The organism is Cellulomonas xiejunii, assembly GCF_024508315.1.
GTDB classification, from domain to species: Bacteria; Actinomycetota; Actinomycetes; order Actinomycetales; family Cellulomonadaceae; genus Cellulomonas; species Cellulomonas xiejunii.
In genome coordinates this window covers 3,476,664-3,495,287 of record NZ_CP101987.1, presented here as the reverse complement: position 1 = coordinate 3,495,287, position 18,624 = coordinate 3,476,664, and the positions used below count along the sequence as shown (strand labels likewise).

General features: G+C 74.3%; 18 protein-coding genes. 4 read left to right on the top strand and 14 right to left on the bottom strand.

Annotated elements, in window-relative coordinates; genetic code table 11:
* Positions 1–21: 21 nt before the first annotated feature.
* From NP048_RS16000 to NP048_RS15970, 7 genes are read right to left on the bottom strand one after another with little or no spacing between them, the layout of a single operon-like run.
* Complete coding sequence (locus NP048_RS16000; protein ID WP_372456811.1) at positions 22–846, bottom strand: Cof-type HAD-IIB family hydrolase; 825 nt, start codon at positions 844–846, stop codon at positions 22–24.
* A gap of 29 nt (positions 847–875) precedes the next feature.
* Entirely contained in the window at positions 876–1,997 is a 1,122-nt protein-coding gene (locus tag NP048_RS15995; RefSeq protein WP_227576616.1) for a hypothetical protein, read from the bottom strand.
* Positions 1,994–3,055: a VWA domain-containing protein gene (locus NP048_RS15990; RefSeq protein ID WP_227576615.1), complete on the bottom strand. Its 1,062-nt coding sequence runs from the start codon at positions 3,053–3,055 to the stop codon at positions 1,994–1,996. Before NP048_RS15990 ends, NP048_RS15995 begins: the two co-directional genes overlap by 4 nt.
* Complete coding sequence (locus tag NP048_RS15985; RefSeq protein ID WP_227576614.1) at positions 3,052–4,044, bottom strand: vWA domain-containing protein; 993 nt, start codon at positions 4,042–4,044, stop codon at positions 3,052–3,054. Before NP048_RS15985 ends, NP048_RS15990 begins: the two co-directional genes overlap by 4 nt.
* Positions 4,038–4,538 (bottom strand): hypothetical protein, encoded by a 501-nt coding sequence (locus NP048_RS15980; protein WP_227576613.1) that lies wholly within the window; start codon positions 4,536–4,538, stop codon positions 4,038–4,040. Before NP048_RS15980 ends, NP048_RS15985 begins: the two co-directional genes overlap by 7 nt.
* On the bottom strand, positions 4,525–5,490 hold the full coding sequence (locus NP048_RS15975; RefSeq protein ID WP_227576612.1) for a DUF58 domain-containing protein: 966 nt from the start codon (positions 5,488–5,490) through the stop codon (positions 4,525–4,527). Before NP048_RS15975 ends, NP048_RS15980 begins: the two co-directional genes overlap by 14 nt.
* 3 nt (positions 5,491–5,493) lie before the next feature.
* Positions 5,494–6,486 (bottom strand): AAA family ATPase, encoded by a 993-nt coding sequence (locus NP048_RS15970; RefSeq protein ID WP_227576611.1) that lies wholly within the window; start codon positions 6,484–6,486, stop codon positions 5,494–5,496.
* Between the two features lie 322 nt (positions 6,487–6,808).
* Between NP048_RS15970 and NP048_RS15965 the strand changes: the two genes are divergently transcribed.
* Complete coding sequence (locus NP048_RS15965) at positions 6,809–7,372, top strand: alpha/beta hydrolase family protein (RefSeq protein WP_227576610.1); 564 nt, start codon at positions 6,809–6,811, stop codon at positions 7,370–7,372.
* Positions 7,373–7,388: 16 nt separating this feature from the next.
* Here NP048_RS15965 and NP048_RS15960 read toward each other — a convergent pair whose 3' ends face one another.
* Positions 7,389–8,006 carry a GrpB family protein gene (locus NP048_RS15960; RefSeq protein ID WP_227576609.1) on the bottom strand — a complete coding sequence of 206 codons (618 nt, stop codon included), beginning with the start codon at positions 8,004–8,006 and terminating at the stop codon, positions 7,389–7,391.
* 48 nt (positions 8,007–8,054) lie between these two features.
* Positions 8,055–8,795: an SIR2 family NAD-dependent protein deacylase gene (locus NP048_RS15955; protein ID WP_227576608.1), complete on the bottom strand. Its 741-nt coding sequence runs from the start codon at positions 8,793–8,795 to the stop codon at positions 8,055–8,057.
* A 50-nt stretch (positions 8,796–8,845) separates the two neighbouring features.
* Between NP048_RS15955 and NP048_RS15950 the strand changes: the two genes are divergently transcribed.
* Entirely contained in the window at positions 8,846–9,331 is a 486-nt protein-coding gene (locus NP048_RS15950) for an acyl-CoA thioesterase (protein WP_227576607.1), read from the top strand.
* A 105-nt stretch (positions 9,332–9,436) separates the two neighbouring features.
* Here the strand turns inward: NP048_RS15950 and NP048_RS15945 are convergent, their stop codons facing one another.
* Both NP048_RS15945 and NP048_RS15940 read right to left on the bottom strand, forming a co-directional pair.
* Positions 9,437–10,207, bottom strand: a complete 771-nt coding sequence (locus tag NP048_RS15945) for an aspartate/glutamate racemase family protein (protein WP_227576606.1) — start codon at positions 10,205–10,207, stop codon at positions 9,437–9,439.
* Positions 10,208–10,215: 8 nt separating this feature from the next.
* Entirely contained in the window at positions 10,216–11,889 is a 1,674-nt protein-coding gene (locus NP048_RS15940; protein WP_227576605.1) for an NCS1 family nucleobase:cation symporter-1, read from the bottom strand.
* 245 nt (positions 11,890–12,134) lie between these two features.
* Between NP048_RS15940 and NP048_RS15935 the strand changes: the two genes are divergently transcribed.
* Positions 12,135–12,776 carry a helix-turn-helix domain-containing protein gene (locus NP048_RS15935; protein ID WP_227576604.1) on the top strand — a complete coding sequence of 214 codons (642 nt, stop codon included), beginning with the start codon at positions 12,135–12,137 and terminating at the stop codon, positions 12,774–12,776.
* Between the two features lie 45 nt (positions 12,777–12,821).
* Here NP048_RS15935 and NP048_RS15930 read toward each other — a convergent pair whose 3' ends face one another.
* The 3 genes from NP048_RS15930 to NP048_RS15920 all read right to left on the bottom strand — a co-directional run bounded on the left by NP048_RS15930 (position 12,822) and on the right by NP048_RS15920 (position 14,592).
* Positions 12,822–13,304: a PPOX class F420-dependent oxidoreductase gene (locus NP048_RS15930; RefSeq protein ID WP_227576603.1), complete on the bottom strand. Its 483-nt coding sequence runs from the start codon at positions 13,302–13,304 to the stop codon at positions 12,822–12,824.
* A gap of 56 nt (positions 13,305–13,360) precedes the next feature.
* Positions 13,361–14,089 (bottom strand): SanA/YdcF family protein, encoded by a 729-nt coding sequence (locus NP048_RS15925; protein WP_227576602.1) that lies wholly within the window; start codon positions 14,087–14,089, stop codon positions 13,361–13,363.
* 101 nt (positions 14,090–14,190) lie between these two features.
* Positions 14,191–14,592, bottom strand: a complete 402-nt coding sequence (locus NP048_RS15920; protein ID WP_227576601.1) for a RidA family protein — start codon at positions 14,590–14,592, stop codon at positions 14,191–14,193.
* Between the two features lie 167 nt (positions 14,593–14,759).
* On the opposite strand from NP048_RS15920, the gene NP048_RS15915 reads away from it, so the two are divergent.
* On the top strand, positions 14,760–18,515 hold the full coding sequence (locus NP048_RS15915) for a S8 family serine peptidase (protein ID WP_227576600.1): 3,756 nt from the start codon (positions 14,760–14,762) through the stop codon (positions 18,513–18,515).
* Positions 18,516–18,624: the final 109 nt, after the last annotated feature.

Below are 18,624 nucleotides of genomic sequence, written 5' to 3'. Positions count from 1 at the left end.
CGTCCCCGATGCCCCGGATGCTCAGCCGAGCCGCAGCAGGGTCCGCAGGGTGCGGACCACGCCGTTGTCGTTGTTCGACGGTGCGACGAACCGCGCGTGCGCGCGGACGTCGGGGTGCGCGTTGTCCATCGCGAACGACCAGTGCGCGGCCTCGAGCATGCCGACGTCGTTGAAGTAGTCGCCGAACGCGACCGTCTGGTCCGGGCCCACGCCCAGCGCGCGCTGCACGTCACGCAGCGCGTGCCCCTTGTCGGCGTCCGGGCTCATGACGTCGACCCAGTGCGCACCGCTGACCAGCACGCGCGCCACGGCGCCGAACCGCTTGAGCGCCGGTCCCGCACCCGTGGCCGCCGGACCGAAGTCGTACACCGCGACCTTCAGGACGGCGTCGTCCACCGCCGTCAGGTCCGGTACCTGCTCCAGCAGCGCGTAGTACGGCTCGCACTGGGCGAGGAACCGCGCGTCGACCCGCTCGACGTACGCGCTGCGCAGCCCGCACAGCACGACCCCCACGTCGGCGCCCGCGTCGACCCACCGGCGCACGGCACGCACGACGTCCCGCGCGACGTGCGCGTCGAGCCCGTGTACGGCCAGCGGTCTGCCGTCGCGCACCACGTGCGCGCCGTTCTCGGCCACGTACACCAGGTCGTCCCGGTCGAGCTGGCGACGCAGCGTCGCGTACTGCCGGCCGCTCGCCGGGCACACCGTGACACCCCGCGCGACGAGGGTGTCGAGCAGCGGCCAGAACGACGGGTCGATGCGCTTGGCGTCGTCGAGCAGCGAGCCGTCCATGTCGACAGCGACGAGACGCACGTCGGGCACGACGGCGAGGCGGGGCAACGGGATGGGAGACACGCGCTGATCTTCGCACCGGCTCACCAGTTGCGGGCACCGCCCCGTCCGCCCGTGCCGTCCTCGCCGTCGCCGCCGCCGGGTGCCGTGCCCGTGCCCTCGCCGCCCGACGGTGCGGGCTGCCCACCACCGCCACCGCCGGCCTGCTGGTTGCGCTCCGCGAGCGCCTCCTGCCGCTGCGCCTCGGCCTGCGCCGGGTCCGGTGCCTGCTGCCCGCCTGCTCCGGGCGTCGGGGCGCCCTCGAGCGTGCCGTCCGTCGCGGCCTGCGCCAGGCGCTCGACGTCGGTCGCCAGGTCGAGGAGCTCCTGCATGCGCTGCTCGGCCTGCTGCTGCGGGCTCGGTGGCGCGTCCTCGCCCTGGCCGTCCTGGTCCTGCTCGTCCTGCCCGCCGCCGCCCTGGTCCTGCTCGTCCTGCCCGCCGCCGCCCTGGTCCTGCTCGTCGTCCTGCCCACCACCGCCCTGCGACGGCGGCGGGGTGCACGCCGGGTCGGCGAGCGCCTCGGCCGCGAGCGCGGCGGCGTCGGCCGCCATCCGCAGCAGGTACCCCGCGAACCCGAGCTCGTCCGCGACCGTCGGCTCGTCCGCGCCCTCGTACGGCGGCTCGAGGAGCTCCGCGTCGTACGGCTCGCCCGCGGCCTGCGCGTCCAGGGCCGCGGCGAGCTCCTCCACGTACGCCAGCTGCACCTCGGCCTCCTCGCGCGTCTGCTGCTCGTGCGCCTGCAGCGCCAGGGCGCGGTTGGTCTGGACGTCGCAGCGGTGCTGCTCGGGGACGGTCTGCAGCGCCTCGTCCAGATCCCGGATCGCACTGCTGTACAGGCCTGCGCGGTACCGGGCCGTGCCCGCGTTGAACGCGCCCTTCCAGCCCTCCACGAAGGTCCGGCCGTCGACGCGGTCGAAGAGGTCGACCGCGTCCCACTCGTCGCCCGCGTCGTACGCGGCGCGTGCCTCGCGGTAGCCCGGGCCGAGCGTCAGCAGGGTGACGGCGAAGCCCAGCAGCGCGAGCGCCGGCAGCCAGCTCCACCGCAGCAGGCGACGCCGGCGTCGCACGTGCGGCGGTACCGCACGCCGGCGCGCCTGCCGGGCGGCCCGGTCCCGGGCCACCTTCTGCTGCGTGCGGCGACGGACCTCGTCGCGGGTGCCGCTCATCGCCTCCGCCCCCGGCTCGACGCGCGCGCCCACGTCCACGCCTCCGCGGCGAGCAGCGCCCCGGCGACCAGCGCGAACGGCCACACGACGTCCCGCCGCGCACCCACGTCCGCCCGCCCGTCGGCGGCGATCGTGTCGACGTCCACGTCCGCGACGAGGTCCGCCGTGCTCGTCGGGCCGTCACGGTGGACGTACGGCACGCCGAGCTCCGCGGCCACCTCGCGCAGCGCGCCCTCGTCGGCACGCGACAGGGCCGGCTGCGACGGGTCCTCGGGGTCGGGGATGTAGTCCGCGTCCGGGTCGACCGTGCCGTCGTACGTGCGCATCGGCGCACCGGCCGCCGTGCCGTACCCGAGCACCGCGCCCCCGTCGACCAGCGGCGCGATCCGGTCGAACGTGCCCGGCTCCTCGTCCGCCGTCTGCTCGCCGTCCGACAGGTAGAACACGAGGCGCACCATCCCGGGGTCGCGGTCCTGCGCGTCGCGCAGCGAGCGCTCCAGCACGTCGAGGGCGCGGTCGCGGCGGGTGCCCGCCGACCCGGCCGTGACCTCCTGCGTCACGGTCTGCGCCCACGCACGCACGGCCGTCGCGTCGTCCGTCAGCGGCAGCTGGGTGCCCGCCTCGTCCGCGAACGCGATGACCGAGTAGAACGCGCCCGGCACGTCACCGGTCAGCGAGACCACGTCGTGGCGCACGCCGTCGAGGCGCTGCACCGCGGGCACCGGGTCCAGGCCTGGTCCGCGTATTACCGGGTCGCCGGGGCCCCAGTCCTCGGCCGCCATCGAGCCCGTGCGGTCGACGACGAACCACAGCTGTACACCGACGCGCGCGCCCCCGGCCTGCGTCACCGCGACCGTGGGCGTCAGCCCGACGACGGCCACGACGGCGACGAGTGCCGCACGCCGCCACCACGTCCACGCGCCCGCACGTGGCGCGTCGGACCGCCGGACGCCGCCCCGCCCCACCGTCAGCCCGAGCGACTGCCCCACGCACAGCACGAGCACCGGCACCGCCGTGAGCAGCACGACCCCCACGGGCACGACCGCGCGGGCGCTCACGAGCGCACCCGCCACGCGAGCAGCACCGCAGCCAGGGCGGCGGCGTACAGCAGGCGCACCCACAGGTCGTCGTCGTCGGTCACCACCCGCTCCGGGTCGGCCTGCATGGCCGTGAGCTGGCCCGCGCGGACCTGCTCGAGGATCGCCGGGACGGCCTCGGGGTCCTGCGCCACGGCGAACGTGCCACCGGTGCCCTGCGCGGCGATCCGCAGCTCGGCCGCGGTAGCGGCACCCAGCTGGCGGTCCTCGTCGGGGTACAGCGCGTGCAGGACCACGCCACGGGACGTCGCGAGCGCCGCGGCCTCGGGCAGCGAGTACACGGGCGCACCCCACACCTCGTTGTCCGTCGCCAGCACCACCGAGCGGGACCGGTCGACGTCGTACTGGTCGAACAGCAGCGTGCACGACGCGACCCCGTCACCGATGAGCGACGCCTGCCCCTCCAGGCCCGACGTACCGCGCAGGACCTCGGCCGCCGCGTCCGAGCCCCGGTCGGTGAAGGCCTCGCGCGCCGTGCGCAGCTGCGTCGTGACCAGCTCGTAGTCGTCCGTCAGCGGGAAGACCGTGGCCGAGGTCGAGTCGAACAGCGACAGCGCGACGCGTTCACCGGTGAACCCGTCGACGAGCTGCTCGAACGTCGCCACGACCCGCTCGTCGTACTCCAGCATCGACCCGGACACGTCCAGGCACAGCACGATGTCCCGGTTGGCGAGCTCGCGCGTGCGCTCCTGCACGGTGACGGGCCGGGCGGCCAGCACGGCGGCCCCGACGGCCGCCACGGCGACGGTCAGTGCGAGGACGACGCGCAGGACCCCGTAGCGCAGGCGCCACGCGCGCAGCGCAGGCACGGCGCGCAGGTCGTCCGTGTTGGCCACGGGCGTCGTCCCCCGCCGGTCGCGCAGCAGCAGCCCGGCGACGAGGGCGGCCGCCACCACACCCAGGACCACCGGCACCAGCCACGGCACCTCCAGCCCGGCGCCCCTCACCACGTGCGCACCCGCTTGCGCGCCTGGTCCAACGACCGCGACAGGCGCGCTCGTGACGTCGGGGCGAACGTCGGCATCGACGTGTTCTCGAGCAGCGTGGACAGCGGCCGGGTCCGGCGGTCCGCACGCGCCGTGGCCGCCGTCATCGCGGACGTGTCCACGCCCGTGCGTCCGGTCGCGAACTCGCGCAGCACGTACCGGATCTCGAGGTTCGCGCCCCGCACGTCGACGTCACCCGCGCGGTACCGGCGCTCGACCTCGTCGAGGCGGGCCAGCGTCGTACCCCGCAGCGCGGCGTAGGGGTCGCGCGGGTCCCGGGGAGCCGGCGGCGCGACGGGAGCCGGCGACGGGGACGGGGACGGCGGCTCCTGCGCGGGTGCGCGCGTCGAACGGACCACCCACACGAACCACGCGACCACGGCCACGACGATCGCCACCGCGACCCACGGCCACCACGGCGCGTAGGGCACGGGGTCGACCAGCTCAGCGCCGGGCACGACGCGACCTCCCCAGCAGGGCGACCATCTCGTCGAGGACGTCGTGCGTGCTCTCCACGGTCACCGACGTCACGCCGAGGCGGCGCATGCGGTGCCCGACCTCCGCGTGCCGCGCCGCACGTGCCGCGGCGACCGCCTCACGCACGCCGCGCCGCCCCCGCAGGTACGCGGGCAGGGACCAGCCGCTGACGACGTCCCGCACCGGCCGGCCGCGCGGTGGCGCGACGACGGGCCGACCACGGGCCGTGGCCGCCGACCCGCCCGCCAGCGTGCCCGGCGCCGCCCCCAGCCGGTCGGCGAACAGGTCGGCGTCGACGACCTGCACGACCATGACCTCGTGCCGGGTGCGCAGCCGCGCCAGGGCGCGCTCGTCGTCGGCGCCGGGCCGCGCCTCGTCCGTCACGACGACGACGAGCGAGCGGCGTGCCGTGCGGCGCAGCACCCGGTCGAGCAGGCGCGCGAGGTCACCCTCGGGGGCATCGGCGTCGAACGTGCGCTGCAGGCGGCGCAGCAGCACCTCGAGGTGCGTCGTGCCCGCGCCGGGCGGCAGCTCGACGACGCGGCCCGCGTCGCCCGCGACCAGCGACACGCGGTCACCCCGCTGGTGCGCGAGGTGCGCGATCACGTCGGCCACGAGCTGCGCCACCTCGTGCTTCGGCTCCCCGCCCGCGGACGTCGCGCACATGTGCCGCCCGGTGTCGACGACCAGCACCAGCGCGACGTTCGACGTCGCCTCGTAGCGCTTGACGACCGGCTGCGCCGAGCGTGCCGACGCCCGCCAGTCGATGTCGCCGACGTCGTCACCGGGCGTGTAGACGTGCAGGTCGTCGACCTCGTCGCCGTGCCCCTTCCACACCGCGCGGTGCCGTCCGTCGAGCAGGCCCGTGGCGCGCCGCAGCGTGGGCAGCTGCAGGCGCGCGCGCACCAGCGCGAGACGGGACCGGGCGGGCACGGGTCAGGGCACCGGGACCGCGTCGAAGACGGACGTGATGATCGACTCCGTCGAGACGTCGTCGGCGATCGCGTCGAACGACCGCACGATCCGGTGCCGCAGCACGGCGTTGCGCATGGCGTGCACGTCCTCCGGGACGACGTGCCCGCGTCCGGCCCGCAGCGCGACCGCCTGCGCGACGCGCATGAGGGAGATCGACCCGCGAGGGCTGGCACCCATCCGGACCAGCCGGTCCAGCCCCGGCACCTGGACGGGGCCGCGGCCGCGCGTGGTGGCGACCAGGTCGACCACGTACCGGCGGATGGCGCGGTCCACGTACACCTGGTCGACCGTGCGCTGCAGCCACGCGACCTCGTCGAGGCCCAGGCGGTCGCTGCGCAGCGCGCGCGTCATGCGACCGTCGGAGATGCGCTCGAGGATCTCGACCTCCTCGTCGGCGTCCGGGTAGTCGAGGACCTCCTTGAGCAGGAACCGGTCCATCTGGGCCTCGGGCAGCACGTGCGTGCCCTCCTCCTCGATGGGGTTCTGCGTCGCGAGGACCATGAACGGCGACGGCACCGGGTGGACCTCTCCGGCGATCGTCGTCTGCCGCTCCTGCATGGCCTCGAGCATCGCGGACTGGGTCTTGGCGGAGGACCGGTTGATCTCGTCGAGCAGCACGACGTTCGCGTGCACCGGGCCGAGCTGCGTCGTGAACTGCGACGTCCCGTAGTTGAAGACCTGGGTCCCGACGATGTCCGACGGCATGAGGTCCGGCGTGCACTGGATGCGGTGGAACGAGCCCGACACCGCCTGCGCGAGCGTCTGCGCGGCCGTCGTCTTCGCCAGCCCCGGGACGGACTCCAGCAGGACGTGGCCACCGCACATCAGCGCGACGACGAGCGACTGCCGCAGCTGTGCCTGCCCGACGACACGCTGCTCGAACACCGCGTCGATGCGTTCGCACAGCGCACCGGCCTTGGTGCGGTCGGACGGGGGGACGGTGTCGCGGCTCACGGCGGGCACGCTACCTGGGGCGCGCCGGTGATCCGCACCGCCCACAGGGTGATGTCCACGGAGCAGCGGTGACCGGCGCCCACCCCCGTGGTGGTGAGAGTGCGATCCAGTCACCTCACCGGGTGACTGGATTGCACTCTCGCGCCCTGGAACGCCACCCCCGTGGTGGTGAGGGTGCGATCCAGTCACCTCGCCGGGTGACTGGATTGCACTCTCGCGCCCTGGAACGCCACCCCCGTGGTGGTGAGGGTGCGATCCAGTCACCTCGCCGGGTGACTGGATTGCACTCTCGCGAACCTGGGGGTGGGCGGAGGATGGGGGGATGGTGGACGTGCGGGTGCTGCGGGCGGGGTCCGGGCCGGTCGACGTCGCGGGGGTGCTGCTGACCCCCGGGGCGGGTGCGACGCGGGACAACCGCACCCTCGTCGCGCTCGACACCGCGCTGACGGCCGCCGGGCTGGCGGTGCGGCGCGTCGACCTGCCGCGAGGGGCGAAGGTCGCACCGGCGCGCGTCCGCGAGGAGGCCGACGCCTTCGCCGCCGAGCTGGGCGTGGCGACCGACCGGCTCGTGGTCGGCGGACGGTCGTTCGGCGGGCGCATGAGCTCGATGGCCGTCGCGGACGGGCTCGCGGTCGCCGGACTGCTGCTGCTGTCCTACCCCCTGCACCCGCCTGGCAGGCCGCAGACGCTGCGCATCGAGCACCTGCCACGCGTCGACGTGCCCGTGCTCGCCGTCAGCGGCGCGGCCGACCCGTTCGGCACCCCCGACGAGCTGACCGCGCACCTCGCCGCGGTGACCGGCCCGGTGACGCTCGTCGTCGTCCCCGGCACGCACGGCCCGGCCGACGCACCCGTCGTCGCCGCGGTCCGCGACTGGCTCACCTGACCGCGCCCGCAGGTCGTCAGCCCAGCAGCCCGGCGGCGCGGAACATCCGGTCGTAGATCTCGCGCACGACCGGCTCCTTGACCTGGTTGTAGCGCATCTGGAACCCGACAGCGCCGTTGTCGTGACCCGTGGCCGTCGTCCGCGCGGCGGCGCTGCGCTTCGCCTCGGCGTACCTCTCGCGGTCCTCCTGGTGGGCCCGCAGCCAGTCGCGGAACATCCCGTGGCGGACCACCTCGGGGCAGTCCGGCCCGAAGACGTGCAGGTGCACCCGGGGCTCGTCCAGGTGCTTGAGCAGGCGGTGCTGGTGCCAGGCGGGCTCGGTGAACCAGTGCACGTAGCCCAGGGCCTCGAGGTCGGGGACGTAGGCCGCCTCGTCGGTGGGGTCGGCCACGGTGAGGTCGATGTCGACGACGGGCTTGGCCGGCAGTCCCGGCACGGACGTGGAGCCGACGTGCTGGAGGTGCAGGAGGCGCTCACCGAGGGCGGCCGCGATCGCCGCCGCCTGCTCGTCGTAGCGCTGCGTCCATGCGGGGTCCGGCTCCTCGATCCGCAGCGTCCAGCCCGTCGGGTGGGCGTCGACCCAGATCACCTCGGTCGCGTCGTGGTGACGGGTGATCTCGTCGGGCGTCGGCACGTTGACGTTCCTACCACGGTGGCCCCGGGCAGGACCCCGTCGTCCGGTTCAGCGGGACGCGACCAGGTCCGCGACCAGCGCGGGCAGCACCTCGTCGATCGGGTCGCGCAGGACCTCGTCGGCCAGGTGGTCGTACGGCGTCGGCTCGGCGTTGACGACGACGAGCCGCGCGCCCGACTCCACGGCCAGCGGCACGAGGCCGGCGACGGGGTGGACCGTGAGCGTCGTGCCGACCGCGACCAGCGTGTGCGCGTCCGTGGCCGCCGCGACAGCACGCTGCAGCGCGTCGTCGGGCAGGAGCTCACCGAAGTACACGACGTCCGGCTTGAGGACCCCGCCGCACACGACGCAGCGTGGGTCCGGCTCGGCAGGCAGGCGCGCGAGCACGTCCCGGGTCGGGGTCGTCTCCCCGCAGCGCAGGCACGACGTGGTCGTCAGCGTCCCGTGCAGCTCCACGACCCGCTCGGGCGAGCTGCCCGCGCGCTGGTGCAGGCCGTCGAAGTTCTGCGTCAGCACCGCGATCAGCGCACCGGCGCGCTCCAGGTCCACGAGCGCACGGTGCGCGGCCGTGGGCCGGGCGTCCCACACGGCGTGCTCCGCCCACGCGCGCCAGCCCCGCTCCCGCACGGTCACGTCCCGCACGTAGGGGCCGATGTCGAGCAGGTTCACCGACGCGGGGTCGCGCGTCCAGACGCCCTGCGGCCCCCGGAAGTCGGGGATGCCCGCCGCGGTCGAGATGCCGGCGCCCGTGAGGACGGTGACGGTCGGGGGGTCGGCGTGATGCGGCACGGTGCCATTCTCGTCTCCGGGAGCGACCCGCGCCCACGTAACGTGAGGGCATGGACGAGACGACCGGCCTCACCCTGACACCCCGGCCGCCCCACCACGGCCGCGGTCGCGTCGTCATGCAGGTGCGCTGGTCCGACGTCGACCTGTTCGGCCACGTTAACAACGCGGCGTTCCTGCGGTACCTCGACGACGCGCGGTTCGCGCTCTTCCCCCGCATGGGGGTCGACGAGGTCGGCGCGATGACGGCCTCGCTGCTGGTCGTCGTCAAGCATGAGATCGACTACCTCGCGCCCATCCGGTTCCGGCCCGCGCCCGTCGTGGTGGAGGTGTGGGTGCCGCGGCTGGGCCGCTCGTCCGTGGACTTCGCGTACGAGGTCCTCGACGGTGAGCAGCCCGGGGCCGCCGTCGCGCTGCGGGCGCGCTCGCGGATGGTGCAGCTCGACCGTGCGACGTACACGCCGCGGTCGTTCACGGACGAGGAGCGCGCGGTGTTCGCGGCGTTCCCCGGGGAGTCGCCCGAGCTGCGCGGCTGGTGAGGCGCCCACGTCGTGGGACGAGCGCGCCGCGAGACCGGGCTCGGGCGGCTCACGACGGGTGAGGCGCGACCGGAGCCCGGTCTCGCGGCCGGGGCGCCGAAGGACTCAGTGCGGGACCGCCGCCAGCGCGGCGGGTGAGGTGATCGCGAACCCGCCGAGCAGCCCGGGCACCGGCTTGGGCGGCGGGGGTGCGTACTCCGAGCGCGTCGACGTGCGCAGGCCCGCCCGGACGAGCCCGGCGACGAACGTCGTCGCCGCCGCGACCCCGTCGACGACGGGCACGCCGACCGCGTCGGACAGCCGTTGCGTGTACGCCGCCATGCCCGCGCAGCCGAGCACCACCGCGTCCACGTCGTCGGCCTCGACCGCGGCGCGGCACGCCGCCGTGACCCGGGCCAGCGCGCCGGGCGCCTCGATCGCCAGCACCGGGATCTCGCACGCGTGCACCCCGGCGCACGCGCCCGCGTACCCGTACCGGTCGAGCAGCTCGTACGCGCGGCCCACGGTCCGGCCCAGCGTCGTCACCACGCTGAACCGCCGCGCGACCATCGCCGCCGCGTGGAACGCCGCCTCCGCGATGCCGAGCACCGGGCCGCAGGCGACCTCGCGCGCCGCGTCGAGCCCCGGGTCCCCGAAGCACGCGACGACGTACGCGTCGACCCCCTCGGCTTCGCCGCGGCGCACCTGCTCGAGCACCCCGACGGCGGCCAGCGCCTCCTCGTAGTGGCTCTCGATCGACGCGGGCCCCGTGGTGGGCTGCACCGCGTCGACGTGCACGCCGGGCCCGGCCACCACCCGGGCGGACCGACCGACGAGGTCGGTCATCGCCCGGGTGGTGTTCGGGTTGACGACCCGGATCCGGATGTCGTCGGGCACGACGCGCCTCAGGAGCCCGTGGGCTCGGCGTGGTGGCTGACGACCACCGGCGCGTCCTGCGTGCCGTCGGACACGTGCGGGTCGGACGCGTCGAGCGTCGGGATCTGCGGGTTGCGCCGCTCGAGGAAGACGAACATCGCGAACCCGAGGCCGCAGCCGATGAACCACGAGTACGACGCGATCCACGTGACGTCGAACAGTCCGAGCGAGGCCGCGAGCTTGGGCAGGACCGCCGTGGCGACGGCGACCAGGCCCGACCCGATGACGGTCGCCAGCGCGTTGCGGTTGTACCCGCGGGTGTACCAGTACCGGCCGGTGGGGGCCATGGTGAACATGTCGTCGACGTGCACGCGCTGCTTGCCGATGACGTAGTACCCGGCGATGAGGATGCCGAACAACGGGCCGATGAGCGCGCCCAGCACCCCGAGCGTGTAGTGGATCGCCTCGTCGTTGGCGTACCAGTTCCACGGCGTGAGGAGCACGGAGCCGACGGCCGCGATCATGCCGCCCGTGCGCCACGAGATGCGCTGCGGGGAGACGTTGGAGAAGTCGAACGCGGGGGAGATGAAGTTGGCGACGATGTTGATGCCGACGGTCGCGGTGACGAAGGTCAGCCCGCCGAGCAGGATCGCGAACGGGGTGTCGATCGCCTCGACGGTCTTGATGGGGTCGGTCATCAGCTCGCCGAAGACGGGCACGGTCGCCGACGCGCAGACCACGGTGAGCAGCGAGAAGAACAGGAAGTTGATCGGCAGGCCGAGGAAGTTGCCCTTCTTGACTGCCGCGAACGACCGTCCGTACCGCGCGAAGTCGCCGAAGTTCAGCATCGGGCCGGAGAAGTACGACACGACCAGCGCGATGGCGGAGAACATCACGGGGATCGACGCGGCGAACGTCATCGGCGGGCCGGACGACAGGTTGAGCGAGATGTTCTGCCAGCCGGCCTCGGACACGAGGTAGGCCGCCAGCGCGATCATGACGACGTACACCGCGGGCCCGGCCCAGTCGATGAAGTGCCGGATCGTCTCCATGCCGTTCCAGAACAGCGCCGCCTGCGCGACCCAGAGGATCGCGTACGAGATCCACCCGAGCGCCGCGAGCCCGAGGAACGAGGGCTCGAGCAGCCCTTCGGCACCGGGGACGAACTTGAGGAAGATGATGTTGAGGGCCTCGGCCGCGAGGAACGTCTGCACGCCGTACCAGGCCACGGCGATGAGGCCGCGGATGACGGCGGGGATGTTGGCGCCGAGCACGCCGAACACGGCGCGGTTGATGACGGGGTACGGCACTCCCGTCTTCTGGCTGGGCTTGGCGACGAGGTTGCAGAACACCTGGACGATGACGATGCCGACGACGAGCGCGACGAGCACCTGCCAGGACGCGATGCCGAGCGCGAACAGCGACCCGGCGGTGACGTAGCCGCCGACGCTGTGCACGTCGGACATCCAGAACGCGAAGATGTTGTACGACGACCAGGTCTGCTTCCTCAGTGGCGCGAGGTCCTCGTTGGTCAGGCGCGGGTCGTACGTCGCCTTGATCTCGCCCGCGCCGACGGGCATGCCAGCGGCCTGGACGAGGTCGTGCGGCGTGGTGCCGGGCAGCGGGGCGACGGCGGCGGGCGGGTCCGGGGGAGCGGCGGTCGTGCCCGTGGGGACGGCCGGGAGGTCGTGCGGAGCGGTCATGGTGGTCCTCGCACTCGGGACGTCGGGGAGGGAGCGGCGAGCGGGCACCGGGGTGCCGAGGGTCGGCGTGGGCCGACCGGGGGTCCGCCCTGGCCGGGGGCGGACGGGATCACGTACCGTGAGCCGACCTGAAGCGCCTGCTTCTGGGCCGTCCCGAGATGTGAATCTATGACTTCACAACCCGGGGGAGGTTTCGGACGCGTGAACTTCCTGCTTCATGCGTGATCCGCCTGGGAGGTCGCCCGATGAGCACCGCGCCGGACACCGGCAGCCTGCTGGCGTCGTTCGACGCCGAGCAGCTGGGGGCGCGCCTGCGCGGGCTGCGCGAGGAGCGCGGGCTGACCCTGCGGGAGGTGGGGGCGCGGCTCGGCATCTCCGCCAGCGCCGTCTCCCAGATCGAGCGCGGCGTGCTCCGGCCGTCCGTGAACCGGCTCTTCGAGCTGGTCACCGCCATGGACGCCACGCTCGTCGACGTCTTCGGCGGCACGTCCGGCGCGCCTGACGTCGAGCTGTCCACACCCGTGCCCGACGGCTACGTCGTGCGCCGGGCGGTCGAGGTGGAGTCGGTGACGCTGGAGGGAGGTGTCGTGTACCGGCGCCTGTCACCCGGGGTCTCGCACGACGTCGACTTCTTCGAGTCGACCTACCCGCCCCACACCGTCGCGGGCCGCCAGCACGAGCTCGTCACGCACGTCGGGTACGAGATCGGGACGGTCGTGCGCGGCGAGCTCACCGTCGACTTCGCCGACGAGCGCGTCGTGCTGCGCGCGGGCGACACGATCTCCTACGCGTGCACCACACCGCACCGGCTCAGCAACCGGTCCGACGACGTCACGGTCGCGACGTGGCTGATCGTGCACCCGGGCGCGGGCACACCGGCGCGCTGAGCGCCCCCGGCCAGGTGGCGGCGGTCGCGTCGGTGCCGCGGCGCGTCAGCCCTGGGCGTCGAGGCGGGCGGCGACGTCGGCCGGGAAGCCACCCGTCGCGAGCGGGCCCCAGCGCTCCGGGGTGACGCGGATCAGGCTCTTGCCCTGCAGACGCATCGCGGCGCGGTACTCGTCCCAGTCGGGGTGCTCGCCGGCGATGCACCGGAAGTAGTCGACGAGCGCGTCCTCGGCCTGCGGCATGTGCAGGACCTCGGCAGTCCCGTCGACCTGCACCCACGGGCCGTCCCACTCGTCCGACAGCACGCACACGCTGACGCGGGGGTCGCGCTCGGCATTGCGGGTCTTGGCGCGGTCCGGGTAGGTCGAGATGACGATCCGGCCCGCGTCGTCGACGCCGCCGCTCACCGGTGACACCTGCGGGCGTCCGTCGGCGCGCGTGGTGACGAGGATCAGGTGGTGCCGCGGCCGTGCGAACTCCAGGAGCCCGGCCAGGTCGACGGTCGTCGTCGTCGCGATGCTGCGTGCCATGCGTCGACCCTACGGCGCGTCGGGCCGGACCGGTTGGCCGTCGCGGCCGTGGCGCGTCAGCCCGCCAGGGCGTCGAGAACCGCCTTCGCGGCCGCGGGCACCTCGCGCAGCCGCCACCCGACCGCCTGCACCGGCCGCACGCTCGTCGCCGACACCCCGACGCCGACGGCGTCGATCCCGGCGGAACGGCAGGAGAACAGGGCGCGGCGCAGGTGGTAGTCCTGCGTGACCACGACGGCGGCGTCGACGTCGAACACGTCGTGCGCGCGCACGCAGCTCGTGTGCGTGTCGACCCCCGCGTCGTCCCGCACGACCACGTCGTCGGGGACGCCGTGCGCGAGCAGGTACTCCCGCATGGCGCCCGGCTCGTCGTAGTGCGGCCCGGAGCGGTCGCCGCTGACGAGGACGCGCTCGACGACCCCGCGCTCGTACAGGTCGACCGCCGCGTCGAGCCGCCGCCGCAGGTACGGCGACGGCTCGCCCGACGGCCGCAGGCCCGCGCCGAGGACGAGGGCCACGGGGCGCTCGGGGACGTCGGCCGGGTCGGGCACGACGCCCATCTGCCCCACACCCTGCACGACGACGAACGGCCCGAGCCCCACGACGACCACCAGGAGCACCACCACGCGGGCGAGCCGTGCGCGCCGGCGGCGGACCGGCACCTCGCGACCGGACGGCGGCGTGTCGGTGCCGGTCCGGGCGCCGCTCCGGTCGGTTGCCCCCGACGACGTGCCGGTGCCGCTCGCGGGGGCGCGGCGACGCGCGAAGGACGGGCGGACTGGCACGGCGTCACCGTAGCGGCCCCGGATCGGGCATGTCCGGGACCCGAGCGGCAGCGAGCTGGGGGTCCGGGCGGAGCGCTGACGGGTCACGACGCCGTCGGACGTCAGCGGACCACCGCGGCGACGGCACTCACCTCGACGAGCGCACCCGGCACGGCCAGGCCCGCCACGCGGGCGGCGACGACCAGCCCGGGGTCGTCCGTCGCGATGAGCGGCGCGATCGCGCCGTACGCGGCGTTCACGTCGACGCCGTCGGCGAGCAGCACGGTCCACTGGACGACGTCGGCGAACGTCGCGCCCGCGGCCGCCAGCGCCGTGCGCACGTTCTCGACCGCGCGCACCGCCTGCGCGGCGGCGTCGCCCTCACCGACCAGGCGCCCCTCGGCGTCGACGGCGTCCTGCCCGCCGACGTAGATCGTCGTCGCGCCCGGCGGGACCACCGCGACGTGGCTGAAGGCGGGGCTCCGGACGAGCCCGTCGGGACGGAGGCGTTCGACGTGTGCCATCTGCGCATCGTGCCCCCGACCACCGACACGCGCACCGCCTCGGGCGCGGTGATCACCCGGGTGCAGCCCTGGCCCGCGGGTATCTCGCGGGACGTCCCGCCCGCCCTTGTCGTGTCAGGCGCCGCCGGCGTCGAGCAGGTCTGCGTATCGCAGTGGGGGTCATCGAGATGTCTGCACGTCATGTCATCGTCCATCGGACGGACGCAGGGAGGTCGGTCGTCGAGACCGACGGGGTCGCCGTCGTCGGCGTGCTCGACCACGGCTACGTGGTCGACGCCGACGAGCGTCAGGTCGCGCGGCTCGAGCGGGAGGGGTGGCGCGTCAAGGCGGTGCGCGACCCCCACACCATCCGGTTGTTCACGTACGAGATCGACACCGCGCGCGGCACGCTGCCGCCGCCACCGCCGGGCTTCACGTCCGTCGAGGACACCGGAACCGTCAACCACCTGGTCCAGCTCGTCGGGCCGGTGCAGGAGTCGTGGCTGGCGACGCTCGCCGAGCAGGGCCTGCAGGTGGTCGAGGCCGTCAGCCCGCACGCCTACTACGTGCGTGGCGACGCGACGGCAGTGGCCGCCGCGGCCGCGCTCCCGTTCGTCGAGTGGACCGGTCCGCTGGCCCCGGCCTGGAAGGTCAACCCGGACCTGCTCGGTGGGGACCCGGACGTGGGCAAGGACCGTGGCCTGGGCCCCGTGAAGTCCGTCGACATCGGGGTGCTCGCCGACGGCGACGTCGACGACGTCGCAGCCCTCGTGATCACCTCGGGCGGGACCGTGCTGGAGGTCGCGCCGCAGTCGCCCGACGCCTTCCGCAGCATCAGCGCGACGCTGCCCACGAAGGCGCTGCCCGCGCTCGCCGCGCACGACGACGTGCGGTGGATCGACGCCGTGCACACGCCGGTCCTGGAGGACGAGCGCAGCTCGCAGATCGTCATGGAGGACCTCGACGCCACGGCGCCGCCGTCGACGCTGCCCAACACGGGCTACGGCGCGAACCTCGCCGCACTCGGGGTCGACGGCTCCGGCGTCACGATCGCGGTGTGCGACACCGGCATCGACACCAACGACCCGGTCACCGTCCACCCGGATCTCGCGGGGCGGCTCGGGTTCGTGGTCGACTCCGCCGGGGCGGCCGTCGTCGGTGCGGACACCGACGGGCACGGGACGCACGTCGCCGGCATCGCCGCGGGTGACGGCGGCTCGGGCGCCGCAGACCCCCAGGGGTTCCTGCTGGGGCAGGGCGTGGCACCGGGTGCGACCGTCGGTCTCGTCGAGCTCGGCGGCACGGTCGCGGCGCGCGTGCAGCAGTCGGCGCTGCAGGGCGGCGACGTGATGAACAACTCGTGGGCGATGAACGGCGCCGCGTACTCCGCGGACGACCGCACGGTGGACCTCGGCGTCCGTGACGCCGACGCGACGGCGACCGACCAGACACCGCTCGTCGTCGTGTTCTCCGCGGGGAACAGCGGGTCCGGTCCGGGCACCGTCACCAAGAGCACGAAGAACGCGATCCTCGTGGGCAACTCGCTCAACGCCCGCCCGGCCGAGATGACGTCGCCCGACGACATCCGCGGGCTCGCGGCCACGTCGTCGCGCGGCCCCGCGGCCGACGGCCGGCTGCTGCCGACGGTCGTCGCACCGGGGACCGACATCATCTCCACCTACAGCCCCGTCGGGTTCCGCAGCGGTCCGTACACGGACACCGGCGGCACCCTGCACGCGGTGCACGCACCCATGTCCGGCACGTCCATGGCGGCACCCCACGTGGCGGGCAGCGCCGCGCTGCTCATCGACTGGTGGCGTCAGACGCGCAGCGGCAAGACCCCGAGCCCCGCGCTGGTCAAGGCGCTGATGGTCTCGAGCGCCGAGCCGGTCGCCGGGGGGACGGACGGCGCGGGCGGCACCACCGCGGCAGGGCCCAACAACGACGTGGGGTGGGGGCGCGTCTCGATCGAGAACGCGCTGCTGCAGTCACCCGCCTCCGACCGTGGACCGAAGATCTTCGTCGACCAGCGGCAGGCCTTCACTGCGACCGGCCAGGAGTACACGATCCGCGTGGCGCCCGCCGTCGTGGGGCTCCCGCTGCGGGTCACGCTGACGTGGTCGGACGCCGCGGGTGCCGTCGGCGCGAGCCCCGCTCTCGTCAACGACCTCGACCTCGAGATCCGGCACGTCGACTCCGGGCAGGTGTTCCGCGGCAACGTGTTCACGGGCGCCTTCTCGACGACGGGCGGCTCGGCGGACGACCTCAACACCACCGAGGGAGCGGTCATCCAGAACCCGACGGGCGTCTACGAGGTCACCGTCGTCGCGGCGAACCTCGCCGCGTCCGCCCGGACGGACGTCGCGGGGCCCTGGCAGGACTTCGCCCTGGTCATCGACAACGCCGAGGTCCCCGCTGCCGACCCGGTGAAGGTGGTGGCGGTGATCGACCGGTCGGGCTCCATGGAGAGCTTCGGCTACGTCGACATCACCCGCCAGACGTCCCGGCAGTTCATCGACCTGCTGGGTGTCGACGACTCCGTCGGGGTCGTCAGCTTCGGGGACTCGGGTGACGAGGAGTACCCGGGTACCGGGGCGCCCCAGCAGATCGTCGACCAGTCGACGCGCGACGCGGCCGCTGCGGCGGTCGACGCCATCGGGTTCGGCGGGTGCACGTTCATGGGCGCGGGCATCGAGACGGCGGGGAACATGCTCGCCGCCGGGACGCGACGGGCCATGGTGCTGCTGTCCGACGGCTACGACAACAAGGGGTGCGACGAGTCGAACCCGGCCAAGCCGTGGGCGGTCGACGCCGCGGTCGCGTTGCCGTCGGGCCTGCCGATCTACACGTGCGCGATGGGCCCTGCGTCGGACCAGACGCTGCTGGCACAGCTCGCGGACGACACCGACGGCCGGTACTACTACATGCCGACGATCGACGACCTCTTCGAGATCTACAACTACATCCGGGGCGAGGTGACCGGCGACGGCGTCATCGTCAACGAGTCGTCGACCGCGTCGGTGTCGCAGGTGACGGGCTGGGTCGACGGCTGTGCCGAGTCGGTGGTGTTCACGGTCGCGTGGCACGACACGTCGCTGCGGTTCGTGCCCCGCGAGCCGCGGGGTGACGGCCAGATCGCGGTGCGGCTGCGCTCGCCCGGCGGACGGTGGCTGCCCAGGTCGGCGACGGAGGTGCTGCGCAACGCGGGCGACGGCTACGTGAGCTTCACGATCCAGGACCCGGAGCCCGGCTTGTGGACCGTCGAGGTCGCCACGGACCGCCGCCGGCACACGCCGTACACCGTCGGCGGGTTCGTCCGCTCGCCGCTGGGCCTGCGCCTCGACGTCCCGACCCGGCTGGTCGCCGGCGACGCGATCGGCCTGATGACGACGGTCGCGGACCGCCTCGGCGGGCTGGACGGTGTCAAGGTCGCAGCGACCGTCGCGGCGCCCGTGGCGGCCACCCGTGACCTCGTCGACCGGTACCGCGACCGGCTCTCCCAGGTGCGCCTGCCCGAGAAGTTCCTCGCCGACGGCAAGCCGGACACGGCCCGCGCCCACCTCGCCCAGCTCGTGCTGCTGCGCGGTGAGCTGAAGGCCGCCGACGGTCAGGACATCCTCGCGCCGCGGGTCGACCGGTTCGCGCTCGGTGCGCGGAAGTTCCAGCCCGGCCGTCCGCTGCGGCCCGGCGGCACGAGCGTCGGCGTCGGCACGACCGTGGGTGGCCGGCGGGCGCTGGGCGTCGTGGCCCCCGGACTCGGCACCTTCGTCGACCCGCGGCTCGGGCAGCGCACGGCGGCACCCGGCGTCCTCACCGGCAGCTACGCCCGCACCGCGGTGCCCGGCAGCTACTCGGTGGCCGTGACCGCCTCGGGATACAGCCCGGCCTGCCGCACGCGGTTCGTCCGCAAGAGCCTGGCGAGCGTCGCCGTGCTCGACGGGTAGGAGGCCGCAGTCCGACGACGGCACCCATCGGCACGGTGGGTGCCGTCGTCGCGCGGGGGCATGGGAGGTGGACCACCGGCGACCGGCGACGCTTGCCGTGTCGGCCGGG

What these genes read in the sequence shown, in the direction of transcription:
- NP048_RS15930 (WP_227576603.1), bottom strand. Translation starts at nt 13,304, where the DNA reads ATGGCACGCAGCATCGCGACGACGACGACCGTCGACCTGGCCGGGCTC.
- NP048_RS15940 (WP_227576605.1), bottom strand. Translation starts at nt 11,889, where the DNA reads ATGACCGCTCCGCACGACCTCCCGGCCGTCCCCACGGGCACGACCGCC.
- NP048_RS15935 (WP_227576604.1), top strand. Translation starts at nt 12,135, where the DNA reads ATGAGCACCGCGCCGGACACCGGCAGCCTGCTGGCGTCGTTCGACGCC.
- NP048_RS15995 (WP_227576616.1), bottom strand. Translation starts at nt 1,997, where the DNA reads ATGAGCGGCACCCGCGACGAGGTCCGTCGCCGCACGCAGCAGAAGGTG.
- NP048_RS15915 (WP_227576600.1), top strand. Translation starts at nt 14,760, where the DNA reads ATGTCTGCACGTCATGTCATCGTCCATCGGACGGACGCAGGGAGGTCG.
- NP048_RS15950 (WP_227576607.1), top strand. Translation starts at nt 8,846, where the DNA reads ATGGACGAGACGACCGGCCTCACCCTGACACCCCGGCCGCCCCACCAC.
- NP048_RS15965 (WP_227576610.1), top strand. Translation starts at nt 6,809, where the DNA reads ATGGTGGACGTGCGGGTGCTGCGGGCGGGGTCCGGGCCGGTCGACGTC.
- NP048_RS15920 (WP_227576601.1), bottom strand. Translation starts at nt 14,592, where the DNA reads ATGGCACACGTCGAACGCCTCCGTCCCGACGGGCTCGTCCGGAGCCCC.